We start from the raw sequence: 16,239 nt of genomic DNA, 5'->3' as shown, positions 1-16,239 counted from the left end.
GACTTGCGATACATTGGGTTATAGGATTAACCGATTGTTAAATAAGCATGGAGGCCAGCTTGTTGATTTCAATGGATGAACCCCATTTATCTTCCCGCTTTAACTCTAAATATCTAAAGCCGTTTGTATGGCTGATTGCTTTTTTAGTGTTTTTTATTTCTTCGGCTACTTTAAGTGCAAATGAGCGCGTTCGTTTGAAATTAAAGTCGAGCCATCAGTTTCAGTTTGCTGGATATTATGCGGCTGTGCATAAAGGCTTTTATCAAGCGGCAGGTCTCAGTGTTGAGATCCTTGAAGCGGGGGGCGAGCAGCGTACGGTTGAGTCTGTCGCTGAGCGTCGTATTGACTTTGGAATTGCAGGCTCTGAGCTGGTCATTGATCATGCTGCTGGATATGAAGTTGTTGCGTTGGCTCCAATTTTTCAACATTCTGCGATGGCACTCATCACATTGCGGGATACAAATTTTACCTCGTTAGCGGCACTGACCAATCAGCGAATTATGTTGGGTGCTGAGACTTCATCGATCGATGTTTTTTTGCGCCAAGAAGGACTTGGACCAGATGATTTTCAATTGGTTAGGCATGTTCCAAGCATTACGCCCTTGATCACGGGGGATGTGGCTGCAATGGCTGTGCGTATAACGGATGAGCCCTTTGTTATTCAGCAAAGTGGTAACCCTGTTAGAGTGCTGCATCCGATTGATTCTGGAATTGATTTTTACGGTGATACCCTTTTTACGAGTCGTGCGCTTTATGTACAACAACCGCAAATGGTTCAAGCATTTGTCGAGGCAAGCTTGCAGGGTTGGCGGTATGCGTTAGAGCATCCCGAGGAAATTGTTGACCTTCTTTTAAATACTTACGGTGTCAATCGAAGTCGTGAGCATTTGCTCTATGAAGCACAACACATCCGTACATTAATATCGCCAGATTTGATCGGAATAGGCCATTCAAACCCTGTCAGATGGCAAATGATTGCGGATACCTATGATTCATTAAATCTCTTACCTGGACCCTTTCATTTAGACGCGTTTGTGCCACCCAAAATGGACACTGTGCGCATCCCTGATTGGTTGAAGTTTGTCTCAACATTAACGTTATTGGTGTTGTGTTTATTCATGGTGATGATTTATCGTCAGCACCGTTTGAATCAAAATCTTAAAACAGAAATTCGTGTGCGCAAAGATACGGAGTCACGTTTACGCTTAATTACCGACAGTATGCATGATGTCATTTGGGTGATGGATGAAAATTTTAAAATGACTTATGTGAGTCCGTCTGTTGAGCGTTTGACGGGATTTGAAGTCGATGAGGTGTTGAATAAACCCATTTCCGATTTGATCAATGCCGATACTCGTCGCCAATTAGCGCAGCGAATTCAGGAAATTACTCAAATTAACGAAGCCGGTCGTACAGGCTCGGAGTGTGATGAACTGTTCGAGTTTGAAATTCAATGTAAATTGGGCCGTCAGGTTTGGGTAGAGTCGACCATTAAGTTTTTCTTTTCGGCTCCAGGCATTATCGCAACGATTTATGGTTCAACACGAGATATCACTGATCGTCATCGACAGTATATTGAATTAAAAAATTTAGCGAGCATGGATTTTCTGACAGGTGTTAAAAATAGACGAATTTTCTTCGAAAAACTACAGTATGAAACAGCACGTTTTCGCCGGCATGGAACACCTCTGAGCTTAATAGTGTTGGATATTGATCACTTTAAAAAGATCAATGACCGATACGGCCATTCCATTGGTGATGAAGTCTTACGTCAAGTTGTCAAGCTTCTAGAAGATGAAATACGGGAAATGGATACGATAGGGCGCTTAGGCGGTGAGGAGTTCGGAATACTCTTACCTGATACGGCTCTGGAAGAAGCCCATTATTTGGCAGAGCGTCTACGAGAGCATGTCTCTGAGTACCCTCTTGAAATCTCAGGTGTGTATATTCCAGTGACAGCAAGCTTTGGTGTAGTCCAGTGTGAACCATTGGAGACGGTGTCGAGTATCTACAAGAGAGCGGATGTAGCGGCCTATGCGGCGAAAGCCGCAGGCAGGAATTGTGTTCGTCGTCAAATGCCTGCCATGATCAGTTAGTGAAGGTTATGGGGTCGATGTAATATGTTTGATCAAACTTTGTTCGATTTCATCAGCGTCAAGTGTAGTGTTGCTGATGATCTCGAATCGGGAGTCCTTCCTCCATGCGAGTGGAAGTACTGATGCATCTTGGAAAACGCGGTTGTAACTCACCCAAGTGTGTCCAATGTTGATTGCGGCTTTTAACCTCATTAAATCTGTCATTTGGTCTAACTCGGCTTTGAGGGAATCAAACTCAAATTTGTCCTTTGCATCAAAAATCCAACCATAGGTCTGTATTCCGTCATGCGCATGAGATTTACGAATCGGCTTTCCGGGCATAGGCTTGGGTTCTGCATGCTGAGGTGAAAAGGCCAAGGACGTCTGTTGTCCGTTAGACGCGTGGTGAACCGCGTCATTTTGTGTATCTGCATGGCGTGTGTAAGGCTCCATGCTTTCAAAAGACTGACGTGGGTTGTCGAGCAAGCTCAAAGGAAAAACACCAAAAAGTGTTCTAAGTACAGACTCTTTGGGTGGGAAGAGGTTTTCGCAGGCGTGTTGGGCTTCTTGGCAAAGGCTGGCTGGACTCAGATCGCATCGGTTAATTAACACAATATCAGCAAGGTTAAGTTGATCGGTGAAAATAGGGTTGGCCAAGATGCCTGGGTGTTCAAGGACGGCAGGGTCGAGTACGCAAATAATGGAGCGTAAGTCGATCGCTTCTTCGAATGAAACACCGGTTAACACATCGACAATCCCAGCAGGATGACCAAGTCCTGTGGGTTCGATAATGAGTCGATGGGGTTTCACTCTTCTTAACAGCATGGCCAGTGTGATCGTTAAGCTAGGGCCTAGCGTACAGCAAACACAGCCACCAGCAAGCTCTTTAATATGAAGATTATCTTCATTTGCCATCAATGCGGAGTCTATACCGATTTGTCCAAATTCGTTGACTAAAATAGCCCAGACTTCATCTTTTGGTTTTTGTTTAATGAGTTGATTAATCGCCGTTGTTTTTCCGCTGCCGAGAAATCCAGTGATGATATTGGTGGGCACTTTTGTAATTCTTTGCATAATTACCTAGGCTATTAAAGTGTTATAAAGTAACAATTCTGAGGCATTGATAGGTGTTTTGCAAGATGGCTTGACGCACCTATGAAGAGAGCATTGTTCGCCTTTGTTAGCTCTTTTAATCAAATACCCGTGCATTTTTAATGTGTTATGGCGAGTACGAATCCATTATTATTGCTAGTATCATTGTTGAGAGGGCAGAGTGAATGACAAAGGTTGTATGTTTAGTAGGATCTGTATACGGCAACAGTACATCAGTGGCTGAAGAATGTGCTGAGTTTTTGAGAGGGCAAGGACACGAAAGCGAAGTGTTTTCGAGTTTTGACTTGGCGGAGCTGCGGCAGGATCTTGAAGCCGTCTGGTTGGTTTGTACCTCGACAACTGGGCAGGGCGAGCTGCCTGATAATATTTACCCTTTCTATCAATCGTTAAAAGATGAGTTTCCGCTCATGCCTGATCGGAAATATGGGGTGATTGCATTGGGAGACAGCTCATATGATAGCTTTGCTGATGCGGGTCGTATGCTGGATGAGCTCTTGCAGGAGTTACAAGCCAAACGTTTAGGTGACGTTTTATTTATTGATGCATGTGAGACTGCCGATCCCGAAGGTGTGGCACTTGATTGGGTCAAAGAGTGGGTCAAGCATTTGTCGTAAGCCGTTTTGGAAATAAGGACGACATAGGCTTGTCGTCCTTGTGTCGTATTACTTAAGTAAAAACCCTTTTTCATTTAAAAATGGCAGCATGTGAGGGCGAGACTCCTTAACCAGCATGCCTGATATTTGCTCTGTCCACGTCATCTCTTTACCACCACCCGTCCGGGTTCGATAGTATTCCTGTACTTGAGCATCGTATTCATGCATGTGTTTTACATCAGCATCAACAGAGTACTTTTCATGCTTTAGGACAATCTCCAATGGGAGTCGTGGTTTGATCTCGGGGTTTTGATCTGGGAAGCCTAAGCACATTCCAAAGACTGGGTAGACCAATTCTGGCAGTTCCAAAAGTTCAGAAACACGTGCAATTTGATTGCGAAGTCCGCCAATATACACCACGCCTAAGCCCAGTGACTCAGCCGCAACCGCACAATTTTGTGCAAAGAGTCCACAATCCAGTGAGGCCGTCAAAAACTGTTCTGTGTAGCCACTCAGCATGTGTTGCTGGTGTTGCTCGCAGGCATCTTTGTGTCGGTGCATATCCGCACAGAAGACTAAGAAGATAGGGGCTTGAGCTACATAGATTTGATTACCTGAACATTCAGCGAGTTGATTGCGCACATCCCCTTGGCTGACTTGAATAACCGTACAGGCTTGGATAAAGCTAGAGGTTGCAGCGGCTTGTCCGGCCTTAACAATTTCGCCAACCCATTCACTTGGAACGCTTTGTTCAGTAAATTTTCGGATTGAGCGGTGCTGGTTCAGTAAGTTGATAACGTCGTTCATTCAAAAACCTGTTTTAAAGTGAGTGTTGCATTATGCGTATCGCTTTTGACAAAGCATTTGCCGTTTCAATACGATTGCTGATATGAGGAATACAATCCGTGGTGACCACATTCGCTTTATTCGAAAGCCCTTCATAGGCATTTCCTGCAAAGATGCCATGGACACCAATGGCCGTTGCTCTTTTCATGTTCGCCGATTCAAGATGTTCCAGTGTTCGCAATATTGTACGCCCACTGGAAATAATATCATCTACAAGAACAGGGGTGTGCTCAAGGTAGGCGCTTAACTCAGGCGTTGAAATATTGACTTGATAATCGCCTAAACGTTCCTTTTCCAAAATTTGGAAGGGCGCTTTAGCCATTTCCGCGACCTGTGAAACCCATTGCTCACTTTCTGAATCCGGGCCAATGATAACTGGTTGGTTAATGTGCTGAGTAATCCACTTTGCGATCAGTGGTGCGGCTGGCACAACTTGAGTATTGATGGAGTATATATCTGACAGTGAATGATAGCGATGCAGATGCGGATCAATTGTAATTAAGCCATCAAACGCTTGAGATAAGAGTTTTGCAAAGGGTTTTGAGCTAACACATTCACCTTCGTGAAAGCGTTTATCTTGACGCATATACGCTAAATACGGGGTGACTAAAATGCGTTGGCGAGCGCCAAGCTCCTTTAGAGTATCGGCTAAAAATAGCAGTCTAAGAATCTTTTCATCAGGGTGAAACAGGTTGCAAAAAACGATACATGAATGATCAGCACAGCGGTCATGTACTCTTAAATAGCTTTCGCCGTCTGGAAAGTGCCGCATTTCCAAGGAACCGGCTTCTGCCTGTAACCCATGGGTGATTTGAGCAGCGAGTGCGGCATCTGATTCAAGGTTAAACACAAGTGTCTTCATGGTCTTTCTTCTTTTTGGGTATTTGGTTGGGGCGACAACTGGATGATATCTGGGTGGTTTAACAGATAATCAACAGCATAATTGAGTTCGCCAATGCTATCTGCATGCAAGGTGAGTAACAGGTCGTTCGGTTGGACAGTTTGGCCTAGTTTGGCATGGAGTTCTACCCCAGCTGCCGCATCGGCAGGCGCCCCAGCCAGTTTTGCAATTTTAGACAATTGGCGATTATCAATACCAGATACGACACCCGTCTCGTGAGCGATCAGTGCATAACGATAACACGCCACAGGTGGTGTCTTCATTCCCCCTTGTGCATTGCAAATGGCCATGAATTTATTCCATGCGGCCCCCGTTTCGATGGTGTCTAGCGCTTTTATCTTACCTTCACCAGGCGATAAGGGTTGAATCATTTCCAGCATAGCACCCGCGATCTCTGCAGCGCGTTGTTTTAGATCTTCAGGGGCGTTGGGCTGGTTTTGTAAAACGGCCAGTATGTCGTAAGCTTCGAGCGCTGGGCCAATACCTCTGCCCACGGGTTGGCTGCCATCCGTAAATAGGATTTTTAAGGTTAAATTGAGCTTCTCTGCAACGGCTTTAAAGCTATTCGCTAGCTTTTCCGCGGCGATTTGGCTGCGGACTTTAGCTGTTGGGCCTACAGGGATATCGATCAATACATGGGTTGCACCTGCGGCAATTTTTTTGGATAAAACCGACGCGATGAGTTGTCCTTCACTGTCAATATCCAAAGCACGTTCAACCTGAATGAGGATATCATCAGCGGGACTCAGTTTGACAGAACCTCCCCATGCAAGGCATCCGCCCACTCGCTTAACGACGTCCCGCATGTCTTCAATTGAAAGACTGACCTCGGTTAGAGTCTCCATTGTATCAGCCGTTCCGGCAGGTGAAGTGATTGCGCGTGACGATGTTTTAGGGATGGTCACTCCACAGGCGGTGAGGATTGAGATAACTATGGGGGTGGTCCGGTTTCCAGGTAAGCCACCGACGCAATGCTTGTCTAAAACGACTGGCAATTGCCAATCAAGACGACTGCCCGAGTTCACCATCGCTTGTGTTAAATAGGTAATCTCATCATCGTTTAAGTGATCATCACCGCAGGCTGTAATGAAGGCGGCAAGGTGAACATCGCTGTAATAGCCTTCAGCAATATCGTTGATGATACATTCAAACTGTTCAAGATCGAGCGTGTGTCCGTAGACCTTAGCTCTCACATGTGAGAGGGATTGAATCGGTTTTGGGTGTGATAACCAGATAGGGTCTCCGCTCTCGATTTGCAGGTGTTTCCAAGCGGATTCTGAAAAACCGACCTCATTCTCACTGAGTAGATCGGAGGTGATCATATTCAGCGATGCAACAATCGACTGACTGCCTGAGCTGGTCACTAACACTCTGGGTAGGCTATCGAATCCTTCAGAACGACAGACAGGGCTGTCTTTCCTTAGGTAAATGGTTGGCTCGTGATGAGTATCAATGCCTAATCTGCGGGCAGATAAGGGAGCCAAGCGTTCGGGGGCATAGGTCATAAACAGCGTCCTTTATAGATATGCATCATGTGATTGCATGACTCACTGTTTTTATTTTGTCATATGAAATCAAATGATTTTGATTCTAAGTAAAGCGAATATTTCATTGATGTTCAATCCTAAATCCGTTTCTGAAAAGGAAAACACTTCACCGGTAGGGGAATCAAGTGTTAGTAGACTGAGGTAGTTCCTGTTAAAATCGACGTTTTGTTTAGCAGATTAGGGTATATCATGGATCGCCGTTATCGCCTTGTATTGTCATGTCCCGACCGTGTGGGCATTGTCTCAATGGTCAGTAATTTTATATCCAGCCACGGCGGCTCAATTGCCGATGCGAACCAGCATACCGATCCCGGCTGCAATTACTTTTTTATGCGTGTTGAAATTTGTGCAGCGACCTTGCCATTCTCTTTAGAGGCATTGAAAGAAGCCTTTAGACCGATTGCGCAGTCATTCAATATGGAGTGGGATATTACCGACTCCGCTAAACCAAAGCGCGTTGTGCTCATGGCCAGTCGAGAGTCCCATTGCTTGGCTGATCTGTTGTATCGTTTTCACAGTGAAGAACTCTTTTGCGAAATTCCCTGCGTCATTTCAAACCACGATAAACTGCGAAGCATGGTAGAGTGGCATGGAATTCCGTACCATCATGTACCTGTAGATCCAGCGGATAAGCAGCCGCATTTTGATAAAATTGAACAGCTCATCGCTGAATACCAAGCGGATGTAGTCGTGTTAGCGCGTTACATGCAAATATTGCCCCCTGCACTTTGCGAGCACTTCCCGCATCGCATTATTAACATTCATCACAGTTTCTTGCCTTCTTTTGCCGGGGCTAAGCCATATCATCAAGCACATGAGCGGGGGGTGAAATTAATTGGTGCAACCTGCCATTATGTGACAGAGGATTTGGATGCTGGGCCAATTATTGACCAAGATGTGACGCGTATTTCCCATAGGGATCATCCTGATGACATGGTTAGATTGGGCCGTGATGTGGAAAAATCAGTACTGGCAAGAGGTTTGCGTTGGCATCTTGAGGATCGTGTGTTGGTGCATGGCAATAAAACAGTCGTATTTGCTTAAGTCTTCAAGTACTTAAGCGAATTCGAGTTACGAATTTAATGTGCCGACACCTCTCAACCATAAAAAATACGCTACACTTAATGTGAGATAGAGATACGTGACACTCTCTATTAAGTTTAGCGTTTGGAGGAATCAGACATGTTAAGATCTGTCAAAGCTCAAGATTATATGGCCACTAAGCTTGTGACCTTCCACCCCGAAACCGATTTGTTTGATGCCATTAGTGCGCTCCGGGAGTACAAGCTTTCTGCATTTCCCGTGATCGATGCCGAAGGAGGACTCGTCGGTATTTTGTCCGAAGTGGATTGTTTACGTGCGATTTTAAGTCAAACCTATCATGAGGAAGAGATGGGAAGCGGAGGGCATGTATCTGACTATATGTCGACGCAGGTTGATACGGTTCCGCATGATGCGGACATTATTGCCGTATCAGATATTTTTATTGCAAAAGGGCGTCGTTGTTTGCCTGTTGTTAAAAGTGGGAAGCTGGTCGGGATGATTTCGCGCAGCGATGTTTTAAGAGCGGTTGAAGACTTTGCAAAGGATGGCTAATGACCCCTGCACAATAGTTGAGTCCAGTATGAGTGACTTTTTTCCAGAAAAACCGATTTTGTTTTACCCCTCGTTAGCGAAGCGTTTTGGAGCTGATGAGGCCATTTTGCTTTCGCTGCTGAGGGACTCATTGCTATTGAATGGATTACCAGACGGAAAAGGCTACACTGAGGTCATGTTTTCAAATCGCCAATGGCATGACTTGGCGAGTTTCTGGGAAGTTGAGTACCTCACGCAAATTGCAGAAAGTTTGAGTCGGCAAGGTGTGTTAGTGCTTTCTATCGGTACTTCGGGTACGGTTAGAGTCAAGGCAAAGATGGGGTCCAGTTCTACAACCCATCAGCCGCAGCAGGTGAGTGCTCATGCCGCTCCCCCTGTTGTTTCGGTCAGCACAGAGAATACCCTGCCCGTGTATGATCACTTGCCACCCAGAGCCAAGCCGGAAGCACCTAAGGTTACCCGCGGGCCTGCACCGACGTTTGGGGGGACGAATGGCTGGCGTCGACAAAAAGACGAGTTGGAGGCCATTTTTGAACAACACGAAGAGCGCAACCAACGGATGGTACCCATGTCAATGCACTGGAAGCCTTCGGCTGCATTTCACGAATTTTTAGCACGCCATTCGATTCCCAGTGAATTTGCTCAGACCTGTTTGGATGAGTTTGTACTGTATTGGTTGGCTAAGGATAATAAGCGTGAAACCAATTGGGATCAAAAGTTCCTCGCTTGGGTTAAGCGTGAATGGGTTAAGCAGCAGTCTCAAGAGGCGCGTGACAAGCGTTCAGATCAATTATTGGCAGGTAGTGTGAATGAAAACCCCCGACGAGATACTCGCGAAAGCCGAAAACGGGTTACCGCGGCCATCATGGACATCAAGGATACCGACTGGTAGTCAAGATGCCGTCTCAGAAACCAAAGAGTCCGAGTTAATTTCGGTTAAAACCAAGTCGCATGTCAACATGATTTTTGCTCGCTTTATGGCTATCTACGGTCATAAGTTCAAAAGCTGCTTTGAGACAGAGCACGAGATACGTTTAGCCAAGCGAGAATGGGCATTAAGTTTGAGTGGCTATAGCGAGGCAGAGCTTGTGGCTGCCGTCAATCGCTGTAAAGAAACACTGGCTTGGATGCCATCTATTTCTGAGTTTTTGAATATACTGCGAAGTTTGCAGGGCGATTTTGGTTTGCCTTCCGCCTATAAAGCCTATACGGAAGCCTGCTTCCATGCTCATGAACCAAGTGTCTATGATTGGACTCATCCTGCGGTGTACTTTGCGGGTCAAGAAGTGGGCTGGTTTCGTTTACGAACAGAGGAGGAGGGGCAGGTGTATCCTGCATTCCAGCTTGCGTATGAGCAACTCTGTCGACGTGTTCGTCAGGGTGAGTCGCTTCACATACCTGTACGCAAAGGGATCGAAGACAAACGTGATACAACAACAGCACTTTTTATCGCCGACTTTGCGAAGGAGCAAGAGGTGTCACCCGAGTTGGCAGCAACACTGTTATTCTATTTAACAAAGCCGAAAGGCTCACGTGTGCGTGAGCGCTTTCGAGAGCAATCGGTTGCTAAAGTCAAGTCTTTGGGCTTGACCTTAGATTTACCCGCCTGATGCAGTGTCCGATAGGGTGCTAACGGGTATTCCAAGCCCAAGCTGTTTTTCGAACGTCACGCTGAATCCAGTGTGACGTTCGACGGCCTTCTAGTGAGAGGAGGCTGAGCGTTTTTGTCCAAGCATGGCACCTATTGCGTGTCGTAATGCGTCGGACAGTCCATCGTGTCTAAAGGCCTTTAGAATTAATGCGCGCATTTCTGGCAAAAACATTAAGTCAGACAAGATGCGAGTAAAGGCTTGTTGTCCTGCGTCGCAAATGGCAAGTCTTTCCAAAAAAGCGTGTAAGATCTCGGGTTGATACAGGCTGGTTAGATTTCGAGTGGCAACGGCCAGTAAAACCTCAGTGTGGGTTGCGTAAGCGCTTGAGAGAACGTTGATGATCATCTCATCACGAGCCTGTGTGAGCGTTGTGTTTGAGATCGCTCTGACCAAGGCCGCAATCATGTCGGGCGAACACTCCTCGTGTTCGAGTAATTGGTTTAAATATTGACTCAACGTACTGAGAAGCGGATAGCTTGGCTGGCTGTGTTCAAGCAAACGCGAGATGGACAGCAGTAGGGGCGTCGGTAATGAGCCAAAGTTCGTGCATAGGGATTGCTCATTCGTGCCTTGATCCAATCGGACGATGAAATCAGCGATGCCTTGCAACCCCAGGTTTTCCCAATACTCATACGGGCGTTGAGCCGATAGGTACTGCTGAACGTCTTCATAGTACTGGGAGGCGGGTTGTCCTAAGATCAAGGCGGCTTGCGCATGAAAGATCGCCATTTTCTCTGCATCGGGTGTGAAAGAGAAAGGATTGTCCTTAAGGGCATCTTCTTTATCGATATCAGGCATCAGCGCATTCTGTAGCAAGCGGTTCACGATATCATCGCGGGCAGCTTGTACTAAAAACCCTTGTTCATCTAACGGGAACTTCAAAAACCAGATGAGGTTTTCATCCTTCTTTTTGGGATTCCACATCAGCATGCCTATCCACGCGTGATGGAGAAATGGCATAGGATAGGGCACTAAATTCTGCTCAACCTTGGCAAATACATCCGTTGATAGCTTGCTGACACGGCGGCCCATATCAAAAAGACGTAAACGATTGTCTTTATGGCTGAGAAGGGAGCTAAGCAGCTTTTCCATATCAGCCCCGCGCGTGCTTCAAGGTATCGGCAATCAGAAACGCGAGTTCCAGCGACTGATCAGCATTGAGTCTTGGATCACAGTGCGTGTGATAACGGTCAGCGAGGCCTTCTTCAGTAATTTGAAAAGCACCACCAATGCATTCAGTGACATTGTCGCCTGTCATTTCAAAATGTACCCCGCCTGCGTATGTGCCTTCGGCTTTATGAACTTCGAAGAAGCCTTTCATCTCGGTCAAAATGGCATCGACACTGCGTGTTTTATAGCCATTAGAAGCTTTGATAATGTTGCCGTGCATTGGGTCAGAGCTCCAGACCACTGGATGTCCTGAGGCCTGAGCGGCTCGAACCAAAGGCGGTAACAGTTCTGTGATGGCATTGGCTCCCATCCGCGCAATCAGTGTAATGCGACCCGGTATACGGTTAGGATTTAACGTATCAAGCAAGGTGAGTAAGCTGTTGATTTGAGTGCTTGGACCAATTTTAATACCGACAGGGTTATGAACACCTTTCAAAAACTCAACATGAGCATGGTCTGTTTGACGAGTGCGATCCCCTATCCAGAGCATGTGTGCTGAGCAGTCGTACCATTGTCCTGTCAAACTGTCTTGACGCGTCAAGGCTTCTTCATAGTTCAGCAGTAAGGCTTCATGAGAGGTGTACAGTGAAGTTTCGTGCAGCTGGGGTGTATTTTGCGCATTGATGCCACAGGCTTCCATAAACGCCAGTGTTTGTGTGATTTGATCGGCAAGGTGTTGATATTTTTCACCTTGAGGACTTTTTTCAACAAAGCCTTGGTTCCAGCGGTGTACCTGATGGAGATCAGCATAACCACCCGTTGCAAATGCACGCAATAAATTGAGTGTTGAAGCGGATTGATGGTAGGCCGCAATCATGCGTTGTGGGTCAGGCTCACGTGCGGCTGCAGTGAATTCGATATCGTTGATGATATCACCACGATAGCTCGGCAACTCGATGCCGTTGATGGTTTCAGTGCCTGCTGATCTCGGTTTGGCAAATTGACCAGCAATACGGCCAATCTTAACAACCGGGCAACTGCCTGCAAAGGTCAGCACCACTGCCATTTGCAATAAGACTTGGAAGGTGTTCCGAATTTTATTGGCATTAAACTCCAAAAAGCTTTCAGCGCAATCTCCGCCTTGCAATAGAAAGGCTTTGCCTTGTGCAACCTCACCGAGGGACTGAGTGAGTGAGCGAATTTCTCCAGCAAAAACGAGTGGAGGTAATTGGCTCAACTGGGTCTCGGTTAATGCAAGGCTGGCTTGATTTGTGTAGACAGGCTGTTGGGCGATGGGTTTAGTACGCCAGCTTTTGGGGCTCCAATGTTCCATAAATACTCTTATCATATGGCTTGTAAAAGCCTAGAGTTTACGGTTTTGGCGCTAATAAACAAGGCTTAGGCTGTTTTTATCCCGGGTAAATTCCGGAAGGTAATGTCTCTTGCAGTGTTCAAAAAATCTTGCATGAACTCTGCCTGCACTTGCTCCTCCCGAATCGCGGCGTAAAGCGTGCACCATAGGCCTTTTTCACCTAAGGGCTTAGCTGCAACTAAATTACGTTGCAAGTACTCTTCAACCGCCCAGTTAGGAAGAGCTGAAACGCCGCGGCCACTGGCCACAAGTTGCATGATCATGACGGTTAACTCGGATGTCCGTGTATGATTCGGTTCAACGCCCGCCGGATCAAGGAAGCGAGTGAATACATCAAGTCTTGATTGATCAACAGGGTAGGTAATCAGGGTTTCAGATTTTAGATCGCTCGGCTGAACACAACGCTGATGGGTAAGCGGGTGTTTAGTGTGCATGACGAGGATAGACTCGTAACTAAAGAGGGGGATGTACTCAATGCCGGCTTTAGGCTCTGGATCTGAGGTAATAACCAAATCCAGATCCCCACGTGCAAGGGCCGGTAAGGGTAAAAAGCTAAATCCAGTCGATAAATCCATTTCAACTTCGGGCCAGTTGTGACGAAAGTGATCAATTGTTGGCATTAACCAGTCAAAACAACTGTGGCATTCAATGCAAATGTTCAATCTTCCCGTTTCTCCGCCGGCCAGTCGAGCAATGTCTCTTTCGGCATTTCGGATCATTGGTAGCAGTTCATCGGCAAGGGCGAGTAGGCGTTTGCCTGCGCTGGTAAAACAAATAGGTTTGGTTTTGCGAATAAATAAGGAGCAATTCAGGCGATCTTCGAGGTCTTTGATTTGGTGAGACAGGGCTGATTGAGTCAGGTGTATGCGATCAGCGGCTTCGACTAAGCTACCCGCATCACGAAGTGCGGCCAGTGTTTTCAGATGACGAAATTCTACCATGCCAGACTCCGGCGAATGAATGAAAGCTGTACACCGAATAGAGAAAGCAAATGCTGACTCTATCCGGACAAAGTATAGCGATAGATCCTTTCAAGCTCTAGCATCTAAGTCAATCAGATGAGGTCCTTTAGCAAAAACTCGATAAGCGCTTTCTGGGCATGCAATCTATTTTCGGCTTCTGGAAAGGCCACGCAACGTTGATCATCCATCATGTCGGCACTGACTTCTTCGCCGCGGTGAGCAGGCAAACAGTGCATAAATAAGGCATCTTTATTTGCAAGATCCATGAGTTGCGGAGTGACTTGGTAACCTCTGAATTCACGAATACGCTCACGTTGCTCGCTTTCTTGCCCCATTGAGGCCCAAACATCTGTGACGACTAAATCAGCCTTGTCAACGGCCTCTTCAGGTGCTTCCAATAGCGTTATACGATCGGCATTTTGTGCAACAAGGTCGGCATTTGGCTCAAAGCCCTCAGGGCAGGCAATGTTGAGTTTAAAGTCAAATTGGCGTGATGCGTTAATATATGAGTTACACATATTGTTACCATCGCCGACCCAAGCAACCGTTTTGCCTTGTATGCTGCCACGATACTCATGAAAAGTTTGCATATCGGCAAGCAATTGACATGGATGGAAGTCATCCGTTAATGCGTTGATTACGGGCACCGATGAGTATTCAGCAAATGTTTGTACCAGTGCATGGCTAAAGGTGCGAATCATTACGATGTCGACCATCGATGAAATGACACGTGCACTGTCTTCTACGGGTTCACCTCGTCCTAGCTGGGTGTCTCGGGGCGATAAAAACATTGCATGACCCCCAAAGTGAGCCATACCCGTTTCAAAGGATACGCGTGTTCGCGTAGACGCTTTTTCAAAAATCATCGCCATAACACGGTTTTTGAAAGGCTCGTAAATCACGCCTTCGTTACGCATTTGTTTTAATTCGATCGCCCGAGCAATCAGTTGATTCAGTTCAGCAGGCGTTAAATCAAGTAAGGTGAGAAAATGTCTTTTACTCATAAATTAAGCCGGCAGCGTAGCTGCCGGTTCCAGAGGTCAGTTTTTATCAGAGGGTTTCTGAGAATCAGGCGTCAGCCTCATCACCCGCATAAATACGAATGAGTTTAGAAACCGTATGGATCATGAGGTCGGCCTCGTTCTGGCTCATGATCAAAGGTGGCAACAAACGAACAACTCGTCCGCCACCTGTTATGTTTAACAGTATTCCTTTCACTTTGGCAAGTACGGCTAACTCGGTACCTGCGTCTGTGAGCTCGATACCTATCATCAAGCCTTTGCCGCGAATTTCTTTTACATAAGGCGCGTCTGCGAGCTGGATATGAAAGCCATCGAGTATGTACTGCCCGAGTGACGCTGCATGCTCACAAAGTTTATCTTCTACAATGGTGTTCACCACAGCGAGTGCGGTAGCACAAGCAAGGGGGCTTCCGCCATAGGTTGTGCCATGATTGCCTGGGCCAAAGACTTCTGCCGCGGCACCGCGTGCTAGGCAAGCTCCGATAGGGAAGCCATTACCCAATCCTTTAGCCGTTGTCACGACATCAGGCATAATAGACGTATGTTGGTAAGCAAAGTACTTACCTGTACGCCCATTGCCTGTTTGTACTTCATCTAGCATCAGAAGCCAATCATTTTCGTCGCAGATGGCACGAAGTTGCTCTAAATACTCGTTCGACGGAACATGAATACCGCCTTCGCCCTGAATGGGTTCAACCAATATGGCGACAACATCGTTATTGTTTGAAGCAATTTGGCGAATCGCGTCGAGATTGTTAAAAGGAGCACGAACGAATCCGCTGACTAAAGGCTCAAATCCTGCTTGAATGGCACGGTTGCCTGTTGCACTTAGCGTCGCCAGTGTGCGTCCATGAAAGGAGTTTTCCATAACAATGATCGTAGGCTTGTCGACGCCGCGATTGTGTCCGTAGCGGCGCGCAATTTTAATTGCTGCTTCATTCGCTTCGGCACCTGAGTTGCCAAAAAAGACGTTATCCATGCCAGATACAGACGCGAGCTTTGCTGCCAGCTCTTGCTGTAAAGGGATCGAATATAGGTTAGAGCAATGAATTAACTTTCCTGCTTGCTCAGAAATAGCCTTAGTAATTGCAGGATGCGCGTGGCCCAACCCTGTGACGGCAATTCCGCAGAGTGCATCAAGGTATTTGTGGCCGTCAGTGTCATAAATCCATGCTCCCTGGCCATAATCAAAGGCTACTGACATGCGATTATACGTATTCATAAGGGGTTGCATGGTCATCTCGTTTTTCTCCCTACAACGCAAAAAGGCAGCCCTAGCTGCCAAAAGACATGTATTCTAGGGCGTGAGTGATCATTTGGCAATTGCCTGAGAAAAAATCATATTTTGATGCTTGAAACTTGCAATTCTGACATCATAGTTAAAGAAGGAAGCAAGAGTATCTGATAGTATTACTCAAGTATTAAGTAAACTTAGTCCTAGTTTGCTTTC

Annotated in this window: 15 protein-coding genes; 6 read left to right on the top strand and 9 right to left on the bottom strand. The window is 46.4% G+C overall.

All coding sequences use genetic code 11. The annotated features are described in order from the left end of the window. Window positions 1-59: 59 nt before the first annotated feature. A complete protein-coding gene (locus tag F5971_RS04440; RefSeq protein ID WP_193494269.1) occupies window positions 60-2,096 on the top strand; it encodes a GGDEF domain-containing protein in 2,037 nt (678 codons plus the stop codon). 6 nt (window positions 2,097-2,102) lie between these two features. On the opposite strand, the gene F5971_RS04435 is transcribed toward F5971_RS04440, so the two are convergent. Continuing rightward, window positions 2,103-3,149, bottom strand: coding sequence for a CobW family GTP-binding protein (locus F5971_RS04435; RefSeq protein WP_036511322.1), 1,047 nt, complete (start codon window positions 3,147-3,149; stop codon window positions 2,103-2,105). A 203-nt stretch (window positions 3,150-3,352) separates the two neighbouring features. Between F5971_RS04435 and F5971_RS04430 the strand changes: the two genes are divergently transcribed. Next, entirely contained in the window at window positions 3,353-3,802 is a 450-nt protein-coding gene (locus tag F5971_RS04430) for a flavodoxin (protein WP_036511323.1), read from the top strand. Window positions 3,803-3,850: 48 nt separating this feature from the next. On the opposite strand, the gene nfsA is transcribed toward F5971_RS04430, so the two are convergent. Genes nfsA through F5971_RS04415 form a run of 3 tightly spaced genes read right to left on the bottom strand, consistent with a single transcriptional unit; the run spans window position 3,851 to window position 7,033 of the window. After that, the gene (nfsA, locus tag F5971_RS04425; protein WP_036511326.1) at window positions 3,851-4,588 is read right to left on the bottom strand and encodes an oxygen-insensitive NADPH nitroreductase; all 738 of its coding nucleotides are present in this window, start codon (window positions 4,586-4,588) and stop codon (window positions 3,851-3,853) included. A gap of 13 nt (window positions 4,589-4,601) precedes the next feature. Next, window positions 4,602-5,489, bottom strand: a complete 888-nt coding sequence (locus tag F5971_RS04420) for a ribose-phosphate diphosphokinase (protein ID WP_036511329.1) — start codon at window positions 5,487-5,489, stop codon at window positions 4,602-4,604. Then, a complete protein-coding gene (locus tag F5971_RS04415) occupies window positions 5,486-7,033 on the bottom strand; it encodes a thymidine phosphorylase family protein (protein WP_036511331.1) in 1,548 nt (515 codons plus the stop codon). The genes F5971_RS04420 and F5971_RS04415 overlap by 4 nt, the downstream gene beginning before the upstream one ends. Window positions 7,034-7,264: 231 nt before the next feature. Between F5971_RS04415 and purU the strand changes: the two genes are divergently transcribed. From purU to F5971_RS04395, 4 genes are all read left to right on the top strand, one after another. Further along, the gene (gene purU, locus F5971_RS04410) at window positions 7,265-8,119 is read left to right on the top strand and encodes a formyltetrahydrofolate deformylase (RefSeq protein WP_036511335.1); all 855 of its coding nucleotides are present in this window, start codon (window positions 7,265-7,267) and stop codon (window positions 8,117-8,119) included. A 138-nt stretch (window positions 8,120-8,257) separates the two neighbouring features. Next, on the top strand, window positions 8,258-8,671 hold the full coding sequence (locus F5971_RS04405) for a CBS domain-containing protein (protein WP_036511338.1): 414 nt from the start codon (window positions 8,258-8,260) through the stop codon (window positions 8,669-8,671). A 28-nt stretch (window positions 8,672-8,699) separates the two neighbouring features. Then, window positions 8,700-9,563: a DnaT-like ssDNA-binding domain-containing protein gene (locus F5971_RS04400; RefSeq protein WP_036511341.1), complete on the top strand. Its 864-nt coding sequence runs from the start codon at window positions 8,700-8,702 to the stop codon at window positions 9,561-9,563. After that, entirely contained in the window at window positions 9,481-10,281 is an 801-nt protein-coding gene (locus tag F5971_RS04395) for a replication protein P (RefSeq protein ID WP_237748600.1), read from the top strand. Before F5971_RS04400 ends, F5971_RS04395 begins: the two co-directional genes overlap by 83 nt. 90 nt (window positions 10,282-10,371) lie before the next feature. Here the strand turns inward: F5971_RS04395 and F5971_RS04390 are convergent, their stop codons facing one another. From F5971_RS04390 to F5971_RS04370, 5 genes are all read right to left on the bottom strand, one after another. Next, on the bottom strand, window positions 10,372-11,415 hold the full coding sequence (locus F5971_RS04390; protein WP_193494267.1) for a DUF3549 family protein: 1,044 nt from the start codon (window positions 11,413-11,415) through the stop codon (window positions 10,372-10,374). A gap of 1 nt (window position 11,416) precedes the next feature. Next, window positions 11,417-12,766 carry a class II 3-deoxy-7-phosphoheptulonate synthase gene (locus tag F5971_RS04385; RefSeq protein WP_193494264.1) on the bottom strand — a complete coding sequence of 450 codons (1,350 nt, stop codon included), beginning with the start codon at window positions 12,764-12,766 and terminating at the stop codon, window positions 11,417-11,419. Window positions 12,767-12,831: 65 nt separating this feature from the next. Then, window positions 12,832-13,746, bottom strand: coding sequence for a LysR family transcriptional regulator (locus tag F5971_RS04380; RefSeq protein ID WP_036511351.1), 915 nt, complete (start codon window positions 13,744-13,746; stop codon window positions 12,832-12,834). A 113-nt stretch (window positions 13,747-13,859) separates the two neighbouring features. Next, a complete protein-coding gene (argF, locus tag F5971_RS04375; RefSeq protein ID WP_036511354.1) occupies window positions 13,860-14,771 on the bottom strand; it encodes an ornithine carbamoyltransferase in 912 nt (303 codons plus the stop codon). 64 nt (window positions 14,772-14,835) lie between these two features. After that, window positions 14,836-16,029: an aspartate aminotransferase family protein gene (locus F5971_RS04370; protein WP_036511357.1), complete on the bottom strand. Its 1,194-nt coding sequence runs from the start codon at window positions 16,027-16,029 to the stop codon at window positions 14,836-14,838. Window positions 16,030-16,239 lie beyond the last annotated feature (210 nt).

The sequence above is a fragment of the Nitrincola alkalisediminis genome, from assembly GCF_009821115.1.
In the GTDB taxonomy this organism is placed as follows: Bacteria; Pseudomonadota; Gammaproteobacteria; order Pseudomonadales; family Balneatricaceae; genus Nitrincola; species Nitrincola alkalisediminis.
Note: the sequence above shows the minus strand (reverse complement) of the source record. Positions and strands in the feature narration are given on the sequence as shown.